Genomic DNA, 13,522 nt, shown 5'->3' on the forward strand with positions numbered 1-13,522 from the left:
ATGGGGGACAAATTCCCCGGCGGCCACCGGGGCCGCTAGGCAAAGTCGGCGGGCACCCGTTCGTGCCAGCCAATCCGGTTCTCCAGCTGCGCGCCGAGGCTCAGCAGGGTCAGTTCGTCGCCGGGACGACCGATCAGCTGGATCGCGGCGGGCAGACCCCGCGCATCCTGGCTCACCGGGAGTGCGATGCCGGGCAGCCCGGTCGCGTTCACAAACGAGGTCCAGGGCGAGTACAGCACCTGCTGCTCGAAGCTCAGGTCGGGGTCGGTCTGGCTGTACCAGTTCAGGGCTCGCGGGCTCTGGCCGAGCGCCGGGGTGAGGATCGCGTCAAACCCGGAGAACTGATCGATCACGTCGCGTTCGAAGCGGGCGAAGAAGCCCAGGGCGGCGATCAGATCGGTTGCGCGCACCTCCTTCCCCGACTCGCGCAGCTGCGCGGTCACCGGCTCCAGCAGCGCCTCGGCCCCCTCGGTCAGCGGGGCGGCCGCCGGGAAGCTGCGCCACAGGGTGCGGAACGCGTTGGAGTATCCGGCGCTACGTTCCAGCGGGATCTCGGTGAGCACGTGGCCGAGCGCACGCAGGTGCTCGATGCCCTCGGAGAAGGCCAGCTCACCGGACTCGTCCAGGCCGATTGCATACTCATCCGCCCAGGGCGAATCGCGCAGGATACCGATCCGGAACCGGCCGTGCGGGGTATCGGCGGCGCGCAGCAGAGCACCGGGTTCCAGCTCGGGGGCGCGCAGCGCAAAGCGGGCGGGAGCGGGGGTGCCGATCATGCCCTCGAGCAGCAGTGCCGCATCGCCCACGGTGCGGGCGATCGGGCCGGCGACGCCGAGCCCACCCACGCTGCCGATGCCCGAGCCGCCGGGGACGCGGCCGCGCGAGGGTTTGAGCCCGACCAGGCCGGTCGCGGCGGCGGGGATGCGGATCGAGCCGCCCCCGTCCGATCCCGGAGCAAAGGGTAGCAGCCGGGCAGCCACCGCGGCGGCCGCTCCCCCGCTGGAACCACCGGCGTGCAGGCTGCGGTCCCAGGGGTTGCGGGCGGGCCCGGCAACCAGGTTGTCGGTAAAGCCGTGCTGGCCGAATTCGGGGGTGTTGGTTTTGCCCAGGCTGATCGCGCCGGCGGCATCCACGGCCTCGACGATCTCATCGCTCTGCTCCGACACCACCCCGGCAAATACCCGCGAACCATAGCTGGTGGGCAGCCCGGCCCGGGCCTCCAGGTCCTTATCGGCCAGCGGCAGACCCCAGAGCACCTGGTCGGGGTTTTCCCCGGGGGATTCGATCCGGAAGTGCTCGGGATCGCTCAGGCTAAACGAGCCGGTGGGGGTGGAACGGGGGTGCCCGGTGGCCTCCAGCGCGGCGGCGCGCTCGCGGGCACCGTCGGCATCCACCACGATAAACGCGCCGATGGACGCGCCGTGCTTCTCGATGCGATCCAGGTAGTGCTCCACCAGCTCACTCGGACGCAGGGCGCCGGTTCGCAGGAGGAAGCTCTGTTCACGGGCGGTAAGTTCGTGCAGCTGTGCCATGTCCCCAGCCTATTCCGGTTTCGAGGACGGCGCAGCCAGTTGCTCTACCGCTCGGCGAAATACCGATAGAGGTGCCGCTCTCGAATGCTGGCAAATGCCGCCAGGACCCCTACGAAGGCACCAAATACCAGCGCGCACACGATCCTTCCACCGAGAAGTAGTGCGATTGCGGGCTCAACTGAACTGAGCCCTGCCCAGCCGCTGGTCGTCGCCATACCGATCAGTGCCAGCGGTATTGTCCACAGGAGGGTTTCCCCGAGCAGGATCATGCGCAGGTCGCGCCGGGTAACTCGGGCATGCAACGCGGCCGCCAGCTCGACCCGGCGCAATCGAATCAGGAACCAGGAGATCCCCGCGGCCCCGATCAACGCCACGGCCCAGGCCCACCGGGTAATGCGCTGGTCAAACAGCTCGGGCGCAGGCGATTCGGCCCCCAGCCGCGAGTTCAGCTGCTCGACCCGGGGCGGTTCGCCTGCGCTCGCGATTCGTGGCAGAACGCTTGTATATAGCATCGAGCTCAGTTCGGGTTGAACCGGCCACGCGGTTGCCCAGCACTCATCGAATCTCCCGGTGGCCGCCGAGACACTCAGTCCCGAGTATTCCATTTCCCCACGCCGACCATCGGCAGGATATCGAAATACATCACGCACCAGAATCATCCCGGAATCGGTGTCCATCCACTTTCCCGGTGAGAGCCCCAAGGGGCCTGCGGCGGATTCGGCGAGGAAAACACCGTGGGTCTGGCCTCGTCCCAAACCGCGTGAGGGCTCCAAGACTCGTAGGAAACCGCTGGTGACTTCAAAATTGGCAATGGGTGCCCCGGGAAGAGCCCGAGCCAGCAAGGGTACAGCTGCTTTTCGACGTGCTCCGGCTGCAACCACCCCGGGGAGCTCCGCGATGACATCACAGGCCTGTCCGTCGATCGCGACCGGTGCCGCAATCACCAGCGTGGTCGCCCCTGAATCACGAAATTCGGCGACACGCTCCAAGATGCCCCGCACGCCACTCAGTTCTGCACCGAGGGTTGCCAGCAACAAAACCGCAGCGATCAGGAAAACGGTGCCCGTGCGAGCGGTACCTGAAACCGCGTTACGCCAGATTTCCCGGACGAGCGCGTGCATTCTCATCGTCCGCCACCGTCCTGGGCTCGCTTACCGAGATCGATGTGCTCATCACAGGCATCGCGAGTATCCGGATCGTGGGTGGCCACCACAACCGTCACGTCTGCATGCGCAAGTTCGGCGAGGACCGCATTAACCGATGCCGCGGATACCGGATCCAGCTGTGCGGTTGGTTCGTCCACCAGGAGCAGGGCTGGCATCGCGGCAAGTCCGCGCGCGAGCATGAGCCGCTGCCCTTCTCCGCCGGACAGGTGTCTGAACTGAGTTTGCGCTCGATGCTGGAGCCCAAACCTCGCAAGGAGATCCTGAGCATGGGCATCCGCACGTTCCGGGGTAAGCCCCCGCGCAAGAAACGAGAGAGCAACATGGTCAAGCGCCGTGCGTCGGGAAGTGCCATGAGGGTTTTGAAACACCCAGTTAACCCGCTCGGCAGCGGGAGCGATGAACGTTCCCTCGGTGGGTGTGCGCCAGCCTGCGAGAATGCTCAGAAATGTGCTCTTCCCCGAACCCGATGGACCCGTGAGTGCATAGACACGACCGGGACTGAGATCGAGGTTGACCCCACGAAACAACCAATTCTCGGCGTCAAATCGATGTCCCAAATCGCGCGCAATCAAAGTGTCCGACACCGCTAACGTGGACATTTTAGGTCCGCAGCAGGGTGCACACTTACGCGTTGCGGTTTCACGTTGTCGGAGAAAAGCACGAATGTCTGGCCCAGCTGAGAACCGATGACTCGAATGGATTCCACACGACCATCAACGACCACGCACGAGGGGCGCTGGGCCCCCGAAACATCCTCCCCAGCGGGTTCTCCCCCACCCATCTCGCTGGATGCGCCCCCGCTCTGAGTCTGTTCGGCCCCGGCCGGTTCGGGCGCGGCCGACGCAAAAAGGGCCGATGCTGGCACCGCAAATGCTGTCATCGGTTCCGCCAGCTTGCTGGCCGCGGGCAGTTCTCCGGGAGTATCTCCCCCCAGACTCTGCCGGTAGATTCGGGTTTGGGCGAGCCGATCCAACTCGGATCGATCGAGAATTCGCCCCTCGGAGTCCAGGTCGAAAGTATCCTCTCCCACGACCACGGTTCGAGCCCCCGGGACGATCGTGCCGCTCACCGCACGAACATGTGCCGTGGCAAGCGTTCCCTGAGCCGACAGAACCGTGCTCTCAACACTCACCCGCTGCCCAATTGAGGTTGCACAGGAGGCCACCACCGTTCGCACGGCTGGAATCCACATGAACGTGTCTTTTAGGATGCGGGCAGATGAGGCGACGGGCTCGCGGGCCGCCCGAGCACCTCGATCCGTCAGCAGCCGATTCACCGCGTTGAGGGTGTCTCGGTCGAGTCGTTGCTCGCCCCCGGCGAGATACCCCAACCGGGTCAGCTCCGTGGCGAGGGCGCGCACGTCCTCGCCCGAGTCTCCGATGCCAAGGTCGCGCCACATCGGAACGGACGTGGCCAGGGCAACGGCGGGTTCCCCCTCGACGCTCAGCACCGACGACCCCGATTCGATGGTTGATCCGGGTGCGCACTCCAGCGACGTGACCAGCCCCTCACGTGGTGAAGAGATCGGCGTGACCGGTCCCGTATCCGCGACCAGGGTAACCGGGCGGCGGTCATCGACGAGGCGCTCGGTTACTGCGATTTCCTTAACCGGATCGGCAGGTTTCACGGCCGCCGGGGTGGCCGGGGTCAGCACAAGAAATGCGGTTCCCGCGCCGAGGGAAAATACCATTATGCCGAGGCCGATGGTAAGAAATACCCGACCCCGTGAAAACGCAGGCTGCATAGCCGATTTCACCTATTTCGCTCCGAACGGGTCAATACGGCAGGAATCAAACACCTCGGCGGAATCGTCAGCCCCGTCCAGGGCCTGCAGCTTCTCCTCGTAGGAGGACGCGTTCCAGTGTTCAAGCGTGAAGTTGTCATCCAACGCGCCGACACGCTTTACACAGGCGAGGACAATTTCGTTTTCGTCCGCCCGATCGGGGTTTCGACGCATTGCATACCAGAGGCTACTCACACTGGCATCCCCGGAGGAGATTGAGCACTCGGTTTCGAAGGTATGAGCCTGGTCCACGGTTATGCTGCTGTCCCACTCGTAATTGCTACTGCCGTCAAACCGCACGTCGCTAATGTGCACACCGCGCTCGGCAGCACAAGAACGGTAGGTCTGCTCAACCTCGGCGTGTTCGGCATCGGTAATCACCCCATCGCGAAGGATCTCTCTGATCCGATCATCCGGTGCGTCTCGATATGACCGGGCAAATTCTTCGGCCCATGGGCCGGTAAAGGCGGGAACCTCACCCGTGACGGGTGAGGTTCCCTGCTCGGCGCATGCCGTCAGCGTCAACGCCAACGGAATGAGAGCAAGCATTACGACACCGATTCGCACTACTTGACGTCCCAATAGCTCTTGTTTCCGCTAAAACTCATCGGCCGCTTAATGGCGGTGGCAGTAGCCCGGGGCGCGTGCCAGCCTGTTTTCTCGCAGCTCTGCGCGTTGCAGGCCGTAGCGCGGTGGGATTTCTGACTGTGGTTGTAGATAGAAAAGACCTCCCCGCCGCTGCCGTAAATTCCCCCGGATCGCACACCATAGTCCCAGGTTCCCCCGCCAGCCTCGACTGCCTGCACCTGAGAGGCGGGCACAATGGCGAGCGCCAATGCACATACCGCTCCAGCGACGATTGAGCGTCGTGCTTTCAATTTTCCAAACATTTATCCCCCATGTCTGATACAACCATGACCGTTCGGCCAAGTGATAAACATATCGATAGGGGCGTCTCATTCCCAGACCCTGTTTCGGGGGTGGGAAGTGGCATCTAGATTCGGTTCCCAGGTGTGGCCTGTGCGGGGGATTGACGCACACGCTAGGAGCGCAGGCCCCGGGCCACCAGCGCCTCGCCCAGCTCGTCGGCGAAGCGCATCGTGTGGACCAGCAGCGGCACCACAAACGTGCGCGGGCCCGGGCGCACCCCGCGGGCACGGTGGGCGGTGATGATGTCGCGGGCAAAGCCCAGGATCACCGGGATCACGGTGATGGTCAGCGCGAGCAGCAGCGCGATCCGATCGGCCCGTACCCCGATCCGCGACAGCGGGGTGAGGCCGCGCTCGATCGCGTCGAGCATCGCCGAGGTCTGGGTGGTCAGGCTGATCAGGGCCGCGCAGAGGATCACCAGCAGGATCCGGGTGGTGGTGATCGTCGCCGCCGGCCAGGGCACAAAAATCAGCTGAAACACCCCGGTGAAGACGATCAGCATCCACACCATCCGCACCTGACGCCAGAGTCCGGAGATTCCCTGCCCGGCGATCAGATATCCGGCCACCACGACGGCCACCGCGATGCCGAGGGTCCACAGCGTGTGGGGATAGATCGAGATGGCCAGGACCAGCACACCGATCAGCAGAAGCTTACGCCCCGCGGGCATCCGGTGCAGCGGGCTGGTGCCCGGGCGATAGAGGGAGATCACGCGTAGGCCTCGGAATAGCGGGCGATGATCTCGGCCGGATCGCCGTGCTCAAGCAGGCGTCCGTCCTCGAAGCGCAGCACCACATCGCAGCGCGCGGCGAGGTCCAGGTCGTGAGTGACCAGAACCAGCTGGGGCACCCGCTCGGAGAAGAGGTGGTCGATGATCAGGCGACGGTTACGAGCGTCCAGCAGCGCGGTGGGTTCATCGGCGATGACCAGCTCGGGCCGGGTGATCAGCACCGCACACAGCGCCAGCAGCTGCTTCTGCCCGCCCGAGAGCTCGTGGGCCGGGGCATCCGCCAGCGCGCTCAGCCCAAATACCTCAAGCTCGGCGGTCACCCGCGCGGCGATTTCGGCCTGGGGAACCCCGCGACCGCGCAGCGAAAAGGCCACGTCCTCGGCCACGGTGGGCATGATGATCTGCGCATCCGGGTTGGCAAACACGAACCCGGCGATCCGGCGCACCCGGGCGGCCTCGGCGCTCGGGTCGATCCCGTGCACCCGCACCTCCCCGGCACCGGGCAGCACCAGCGCGTTGAGCATTCGGGCGAAGGTGGACTTGCCCGAGCCGTTGAGCCCGATGACGCCGATCCGCGCCTGGGTCAGCGTGATCGTCACATCACTCAGCGCGTTGTGCTCGCCGAAGCGCACGCCGACCCGGTCAAAGGCGATGGTGCCCGCCACGTGCTAGGCCTGCGGGGTGGTGGGGGCGGATTCGTTCACGGAGGTAACTGTATCCGACGATGCCTGCGGACGGCGCGAGGTCTGCCCAAACGCGCGCGGGTAGGCACGCCAGAGGGCGAGGGTCAGCGCGACGGCGATCACGGCCTTGATCAGGTCGCCGGGGAGAAAGAGCAGGCTGGAGAGGAAGGTCGGCCCGAAGCCCAGGCCGGTGATGCCCGCCTGGAAGGGGATGCCGAACGCGTAGATCGTGACGATGCCGCCGAGGACCACGCCGATCGAGGTGCGCAGGATCGTGGGACGACGGCGGTCCGCCCGCACGATCAGGCCGATCACGATGACCCCGGCGATCCAGCCGATCAGGTAGCCCACGCTCGGGCCCACAAAGACACCGGCGCCGCCGCGGCCGCCGGCGAGAACCGGAAGACCGGCAAAGGCCAGCAGCTCCAGCACCAGCACGGCGGCCGCGCCACGCCAGGGACCGAGGATGGTGCCGGCGAGCATCACACCGAGGGTCTGCGCGGTGATCGGGACGGCTCCGCCAAATGCGGCAATGGCCGGGGGCATGCCGAGGACCGCGATCAGCGCGGCAAAGACGGCGATGCGGGCGAGGTCTGCGCCACCAAACGAGGTACGGGTGGTCATGGGGATCCTTCCGACGGGGAGTGCCTGAACGGTGTTCTCCTGAACACTGTTCATGTGGTGTTCACTGAGTATAGTATGACCATGACGAGTTCACGCAACCCCCGGTCCGCGCCGACCCGTCACTCCCGGGAGGACGTGGCCGATGCGGCCCTGGATATCCTGAACTCCTTCGGCCTTGCCGACCTCACGATGCGCCGCCTGGCACAGTCCCTCGACGTGCAGCCCAGCGCCCTGTACTGGCACTATGAAAATAAGCAGAGCCTGCTGGCGCACCTGGCGGATCTGATCGTCGACGTGCCCGATTCCGAAGCCTCCCCCGGCACCGATCGGGTGCGCGCCCGCTGTCTGGCCCTGCGCGAGCGCCTGCTCGCCTACCGCGACGGTGCCGAGGTGGTCGCCAGCACGCTCGCCCTCGGTCTGGGTGCCGAGGCACCGGGCATCGACCTGACTGCGGCCCTGGTGGATGCGGGCACCGACCCGGAAACCGCGGCGCGGGTCTCCGGGGTGCTGCTGCACTTCATCCTCGGTCAGGTCTCCCACGAACAGCAGCGCGCCCAGGCGGGTTCGCTCGGTGCGGTCGCCCCGAAAACCACGGCATCCACCACCACTGCGGTGACGGATGCCGAGGCCGAAAGCGCCGAGTTCATCTTCGGCGTGGACCTGATCCTCGGCGGCCTCGCGGCGCGAGGCTAGCTTGCACGTCCGCGCCTGATCGCTTCGTTAATCGCGTCAACGGTGCGATACTCGGCCAACAAGAATTTGAATCCGGCCTTTGCAGCGGCATCTCCCGTGAGCACACGTCCCGCCGACGTAACCGGAACGGAAGAGTCGCTGAGGACCCGGGCCAGCTCGTCATAGTCGGTTCCACTCATTGCGATGCCCCGTCCTCGATCGTGTGCGATTGCACGAACCGTAGCAACGAAGACTGAACGCCGGGCGTAAATTCGGTTTCCACCGCCTCCGCCCTTCGCTAAACCTCTTCGGGGCGTTTTTGCTGGGCCGGGATGGCGGGGGTGTTTTCCCCGTTCCAGACCGAGATGATGCCCCAGGCAACCGCGGCGATCGGCACGGCCAGGACCGCGCCGATAATCCCGGCAATCAGCGTGCCGGCGGTCAGGGCGAGCAGCACGACCAGGGCGTGCAGCTTGAGCGAGCGGGCCATCAGGACCGGCTGCAGGAAGTTCCCCTCAAGCTGGTTGACCAGGACCACGATACCGATCACGATGATCGCGGCCACGGGTCCGTTGGCCACCAGGGCCACCAGCGCGGCCACGGCACCGGCCAGGGTTGCACCCACGATCGGGATAAACGCCATGATGAACACCACCACGGCCAGCGGTAGCGCGAGCGGAACGCCCACGATGGCCAGACCGATCCCGATCCCGATCGCGTCCACGGCGGCCACCGCGGCGGTCCCGCGGAAGTAGCCGCCCAGCACGCTCACGGTTTTGTCGCCGACTCGGCGCGCACGCTCATAGCCGGTGCCGGTGAAGGGACGCAGCAGGAACTCCCAGATCTTCGGGCCGTCCTTGAGGAAGAAGAACAGCACCACGATCATCAGCACCAGCCCGGTGAAGAAGCTGGTGGCCGCCGAAACCCCGGCCAGGGCACCGTTGCCGAACTGCGCGCTGGTGAGGAAGCCTGTGATCGAGTCCTTGAAATCATCCAGCTGATCATCGGAGATGGTGAAGGGCAGATCCTTGAGGTAGCCCTGGAGCGTGCTCAGCCCGTCGGAGGCGGAATCGGCCAGGTCGTCCCACTGGCTCTGCACGGCCCAGACGATCAGCCACACCACGGTGCCGAGGATGACCACGATGGCCAGCAGCGAGATCCAGGTCGCCAGCATCGTGTGCACGCCGCGGCGCCGCATCCAGGAGACAAACGGCGAGATCGCCGCCGAGAGGATGAGCGCCAGGATCACCGCGATCAGGATCACGCTGACCTGGGACACCAGATACAGCACCGCCGCAACAAGCGCGAGCACGACCAGGACCTGCAGGCTGCGCGTCGCGACCCGGCCAAATCCATCGGTCCACAGCGTGGGCTTTTTCGGAATCGGGGCGGCCTGCGAGGACCGGCGACGGGAAAACAGGGGCATACGGGTGCTCCGTTCGATCGGCTGCGGCATCCACACCCATCACGATCTGGATGCCCGGGCTGTCACGTCAGGCTGTCACGTCTGCGTCCGGGAAGCAAGGATCCGCCGGGCGCGTTTCCGGTTACGCCCCGCGCGATCACGCGGCCCGCGGGGGCCCGGAAGCTGCGATCCGCCGGGCGACGAGGCCGCGATCAGGCACCACACGGTCGGCACCGCGGCGAGGCCGAGACGCGGCGCAGCTGCCAACCGGTGGCTATGCCCCGGGCTGCGGGATCTCGCGCTGGAAGAAGCGCACCCCGACCCAGCGATCAAACTTATACCCAACCCGGGCCAGCGCACCGGCATCGGTGAAGCCGAATCGGCGGTGCAGAGCCAGGGAGGCGTCGGTACCCTCGTCGGTGATCACGGCGATCATCTGGCGCAGACCGGCGGCGGACGCGGCGTCCAGCAGCGCGCCGAGGAGCAGCGACCCGAGCCCCTGTCCGGCGGCGGCCGGGTCGAGATAGATCGAGTGCTCGACGGTATAGCGGAAGGCAGACTTATCGCTCCACGGGTTGGCGACGGCGTAGCCGAGCACCGTTTCCCGGCTCCCCGCGGTGGTGTCGGCGGAACCGGCCGCTCCCCCGGTCTCGACCGCGACCAGGAACGGCAGCCCGGCCGCATCCGCTCGCGCGATCCGCGCCTCCCAGTCGGCGACGGGACGCGGCACCTCGTCAAAGGTGATCGTGGTGGTGGCCACATAGTGGTCGTAGATCGCGGCGATGCCGGGGGCATCCTCCGCGCGAACTGGACGAAGCGAGATCATGGGGAAATTCTAGAACAGGGTGTCCTCGGGGAGCGACCAGTCCACGGGTTCTTGTCCCGCCGCGATCAGCGCCGCATTCGCCGCCGAGAACGGCCGGGACCCAAAAAAGCCGCGGGAGGCCGATAGCGGGCTCGGGTGCACACCCTCGATCACCGTGGTCCCGGTCAGTGCGGGAGCCAGGGTGCGCGCGTCGTTGCCCCAGAGGATCGCCACCGGGGGCTGCGGGAGCGCGGCCAGGACCGCGATCGCCCGGTCGGTGAACTCCTCCCAGCCGCGACGGCGGTGGGAGCCTGCCCGTCCCGGCGCCACGGTCAGCACCCGGTTGAGCAGCAGCACGCCGCGCTCGGCCCAGGCCGAGAGGTCGGCGGAGGCGGGCGGGGTGAGCCCTAAGTCGGTGTGCAACTCCTTGAACAGGTTGGCCACGCTGCGCGGGATCGGACGCACCGCGGGATCGGCCGAGAAGGCCAGGCCCACCGGGTGTCCCGGGGTCGGATAGGGATCCTGCCCGACGATCAGCACCCGGGTGTGCGCGGGCGGATGGGCAAACGCCCGCAGCACCAGATCGGACGCGGGCAGAAAGTCCGGCTCGTCCGCCAGGCTGGCGACCGCCCGCGCATACGCCTCCGCGGCCGGCGCGAGCGCCGCAGCCCACTCGGGGTGCAGCAGCCCGCGCTCGGCCGCGGAAGTAAGCGTTGCCGGCAGCAACCCGTGCCCGTCCGCAGAGGCGGGCGTTGCAGGGAGGCTCACGCTTACGCGCCGCGGGTCGAGACCGTGACGCCGTGCTCGGAACCGATGACCTGCCACAGGCTGCCCTTGCCCACAACCTCGAGGCGGCCGTCGGCGATGATTAGCGCGGTCTCGGTGTCGATTCCGATACCGCCGGGCACCAGCGCGCCCTCGGTTGCGGCGACCAGACGGCCGAGGCTGCCGGTCGCGGCGGGGGCGGTCACGACGCTGAGATCGAGCAGACCGAGACCCTGGGCCACGGTCACCTCGTCCAGGCCGAAGCCGTACTCCTCGGGGCTCACCGGCACTCCGCCGATCCGCCAGCCGCCAATCAGGGCCTTCTCGGCGGCCACGATCGCGCCCGCTCCGATGCCCAGGTAGGGGGTGTCGGCGGCCACACGACGACGGATCTCCCCGTCGATCGGGGCCAGGGCCGCACGCACGGCCTCGGGCTCGCCATCCACCACCACGATGGCGCTGGCAAACGCGATGGCCTGCAGGTCAAAGGTGTCGGAGGTGGTGACCACGCTGAAGCGGGCATCCCCCTCACGGTGAGCGGCCTCGACCAGCTCACGCGCCTGGGTGGCCGCGGTGTCCCCCACCGCGAGCACCACGATGCGGGTGTCTTCCCCGGCCTGGCTCCGCACGTCGGCGATGAATCGGCCCCACAGCTCCGCACACAGGCTTCCGGCCGCGGCGGCGGTTCCAGCCGCCGGTACGCGAAGCCCACCGGTCAGATAGATTCCCATTGTTTGTTTCTCCCGAAGATTGAGGTTTGCCGGATGGGTCGCATCCCGCCTGTTCAACCGTAGCTCCCGCCCGCCGAAATCCGAGGACTCGATTGGGCATGCCGCGGCATGAACCCTCGACTTTACCCCTACTATTTCGTCATGGCCGAATTACAGGGACGTTTTCCTCGAACGGGAGGCCGGGCGCTGGGCGTCACGGCCTCGCTGATCGGGTTTTTGGTGCTGGTGGAAATCTGCAGCGGCATCATCCAGGGCTACTACATTCCCCTGGTTCCCGACATCGTGAAGCACCTGGGCATTCACGACGCCGACTTCAACTGGTTTGAGGCCTCACAGCTGCTGCTCACCGCGATCGTGGTGCCGATCATGGCCAAGCTCGGCGACATGTACGGGCATAAACGCATCCTGCTGGTGGCGACCGTATTTACGGCAATCGGCAGCTGGGCGCTGGTGGCCGCCGACTCGTTCTGGGTGTTCCTGGGGGCCTGGGCGATCCAGGGGTTCTTCTCGGTGTGGCTGCCGCTGGAAATCGCGCTGATCTTTGACCGTGGACGCCGCACCGGCAGCGCCGCCGGGGATACCCGACGCGCGGCGGGCCTGCTCGTGGTGGCGCTGGAGCTCGGTGCGATCCTCGGGGCACTCGGTGGCGGGCGCATCTTTGAGGCGCTGGGTGGGGACGTTCCGACGACCCTGGCGATCCCGGCGATCGCGGTCACCCTGGTCTTTTTTGTCATTCTGTTTGGGGTGCGGGAGTCCGAGCCGCTGCCCGAGAAGCGCACGCTGGATCTGACCGGTTTTGTGCTGCTGAGCATCAACATCGCGCTGATCACCGGCGGACTCTCGCTGCTGCGCCTGAACGGCGTGGAGACCTGGTGGGTATGGATCCCGATCGCACTGGGCATCATCGGGTTCTGGCCGTTTGGCCGCTATGAGCTCAGGCAGAAGGACCCGGCGATCGACCTGCGCCTGATGCGTCAGTCGCGGATGTGGCCGGTGCAGCTCACCGCGGGTCTGGTGGGCATCAGCGTGCTGGGCGCGCAGGTGCCGCTGAGCACCTATGCGGGCACCCCGCGCGAAAACGGCTACGGGCTGGGGCTGCCGGCCGGACAGCTCTCGCTCCTGATCGGTGCCTATCTGATTTCGATGATCATCGGCGCGATCCTGTTCCCGATCGTCTCCAAGCGGGCGACCCCGCGAATCGCGCTGATCGCCTCGGCGATCTCGGTGGCCGCCGGTTATCTGCTGCTGATCCCCTTCCATCTCGAGGTGTGGGAGGTGGTGATGTGCATGATGATCGCCGGGGTCGGATCGGGTGCCCTGGTGGGTGCGCTGCCCGCCGCCGCGGCCGCCGCCGCTCCCCCGGGCCGCACCGGCATCGCCTCGGCGCTGACCAGCACGTCCAAGACCATCGGAGGCTCGTTCTCCTCGGCGATCTTCGGCATCGTGCTGATCGGCGGCGCGGCCACCACGGTGACCGCCGGTGCCTCCTCGCTGGCCGGATACATGACCGTCTGGGCCGTGTGTGGCCTCTCGGCTGCGGTGGCCGTGGTGCTGCTGCTGTTTGTGCCCAAGCTGTCGTTCTCGGACGCGCCGGAGGGCGGTGCACCGGACGATGATGCCCCCGAGGGCAACCCGCTCGGGGACTCCCCCGTCGACGCCCGCTAGCCCGAACACGGCAACGGCCCTCCCCCACTCG

The 13,522-nt window shown here is 66.8% G+C and carries 15 protein-coding genes; 2 read left to right on the plus strand and 13 right to left on the minus strand.

Annotation, left to right across the window (positions count from 1 at the left end; translation table 11 throughout):
• Positions 1-35: 35 nt before the first annotated feature.
• From IE92_RS0112665 to IE92_RS0112700, 9 genes are all read right to left on the minus strand, one after another.
• A complete protein-coding gene (locus tag IE92_RS0112665; RefSeq protein WP_030148870.1) occupies positions 36-1,532 on the minus strand; it encodes an amidase in 1,497 nt (498 codons plus the stop codon).
• 44 nt (positions 1,533-1,576) lie between these two features.
• Complete coding sequence (locus IE92_RS18565; RefSeq protein WP_030148871.1) at positions 1,577-2,653, minus strand: hypothetical protein; 1,077 nt, start codon at positions 2,651-2,653, stop codon at positions 1,577-1,579.
• Between the two features lie 2 nt (positions 2,654-2,655).
• Positions 2,656-3,297, minus strand: a complete 642-nt coding sequence (locus tag IE92_RS0112675; RefSeq protein ID WP_051701925.1) for an ABC transporter ATP-binding protein — start codon at positions 3,295-3,297, stop codon at positions 2,656-2,658.
• Positions 3,285-4,388 (minus strand): hypothetical protein, encoded by a 1,104-nt coding sequence (locus IE92_RS0112680; protein ID WP_156027549.1) that lies wholly within the window; start codon positions 4,386-4,388, stop codon positions 3,285-3,287. The genes IE92_RS0112675 and IE92_RS0112680 overlap by 13 nt, the downstream gene beginning before the upstream one ends.
• Positions 4,389-4,454: 66 nt before the next feature.
• Complete coding sequence (locus IE92_RS0112685; protein WP_030148874.1) at positions 4,455-5,030, minus strand: hypothetical protein; 576 nt, start codon at positions 5,028-5,030, stop codon at positions 4,455-4,457.
• Between the two features lie 17 nt (positions 5,031-5,047).
• Positions 5,048-5,371: a lactococcin 972 family bacteriocin gene (locus tag IE92_RS19175; protein ID WP_081864119.1), complete on the minus strand. Its 324-nt coding sequence runs from the start codon at positions 5,369-5,371 to the stop codon at positions 5,048-5,050.
• A 152-nt stretch (positions 5,372-5,523) separates the two neighbouring features.
• Positions 5,524-6,123, minus strand: a complete 600-nt coding sequence (locus tag IE92_RS0112690) for an energy-coupling factor transporter transmembrane component T family protein (protein WP_030148875.1) — start codon at positions 6,121-6,123, stop codon at positions 5,524-5,526.
• Positions 6,120-6,806 (minus strand): energy-coupling factor ABC transporter ATP-binding protein, encoded by a 687-nt coding sequence (locus tag IE92_RS0112695; RefSeq protein ID WP_030148876.1) that lies wholly within the window; start codon positions 6,804-6,806, stop codon positions 6,120-6,122. Before IE92_RS0112695 ends, IE92_RS0112690 begins: the two co-directional genes overlap by 4 nt.
• Positions 6,807-6,809: 3 nt before the next feature.
• Positions 6,810-7,448 carry a biotin transporter BioY gene (locus tag IE92_RS0112700; RefSeq protein WP_051701926.1) on the minus strand — a complete coding sequence of 213 codons (639 nt, stop codon included), beginning with the start codon at positions 7,446-7,448 and terminating at the stop codon, positions 6,810-6,812.
• Between the two features lie 81 nt (positions 7,449-7,529).
• Between IE92_RS0112700 and IE92_RS0112705 the strand changes: the two genes are divergently transcribed.
• Positions 7,530-8,141 (plus strand): TetR/AcrR family transcriptional regulator C-terminal domain-containing protein, encoded by a 612-nt coding sequence (locus tag IE92_RS0112705; protein WP_030148878.1) that lies wholly within the window; start codon positions 7,530-7,532, stop codon positions 8,139-8,141.
• Positions 8,142-8,418: 277 nt separating this feature from the next.
• Here IE92_RS0112705 and IE92_RS0112715 read toward each other — a convergent pair whose 3' ends face one another.
• From IE92_RS0112715 to IE92_RS17420, 4 genes are all read right to left on the minus strand, one after another.
• Positions 8,419-9,546, minus strand: a complete 1,128-nt coding sequence (locus IE92_RS0112715) for an AI-2E family transporter (protein ID WP_030148880.1) — start codon at positions 9,544-9,546, stop codon at positions 8,419-8,421.
• Between the two features lie 253 nt (positions 9,547-9,799).
• Positions 9,800-10,351, minus strand: a complete 552-nt coding sequence (locus IE92_RS0112720) for a GNAT family N-acetyltransferase (protein ID WP_043322161.1) — start codon at positions 10,349-10,351, stop codon at positions 9,800-9,802.
• A 9-nt stretch (positions 10,352-10,360) separates the two neighbouring features.
• Positions 10,361-11,098: a uracil-DNA glycosylase gene (locus IE92_RS0112725; protein ID WP_081864120.1), complete on the minus strand. Its 738-nt coding sequence runs from the start codon at positions 11,096-11,098 to the stop codon at positions 10,361-10,363.
• Between the two features lie 2 nt (positions 11,099-11,100).
• The gene (locus IE92_RS17420) at positions 11,101-11,826 is read right to left on the minus strand and encodes a type 1 glutamine amidotransferase family protein (protein WP_051701928.1); all 726 of its coding nucleotides are present in this window, start codon (positions 11,824-11,826) and stop codon (positions 11,101-11,103) included.
• A 141-nt stretch (positions 11,827-11,967) separates the two neighbouring features.
• On the opposite strand from IE92_RS17420, the gene IE92_RS0112735 reads away from it, so the two are divergent.
• Complete coding sequence (locus tag IE92_RS0112735; RefSeq protein ID WP_081864144.1) at positions 11,968-13,491, plus strand: MFS transporter; 1,524 nt, start codon at positions 11,968-11,970, stop codon at positions 13,489-13,491.
• The last annotated feature ends 31 nt before the right edge of the window (positions 13,492-13,522 follow it).

It is taken from the genome of Mycetocola saprophilus (genome assembly GCF_000718085.1).
GTDB classification, from domain to species: Bacteria; Actinomycetota; Actinomycetes; order Actinomycetales; family Microbacteriaceae; genus Mycetocola; species Mycetocola saprophilus.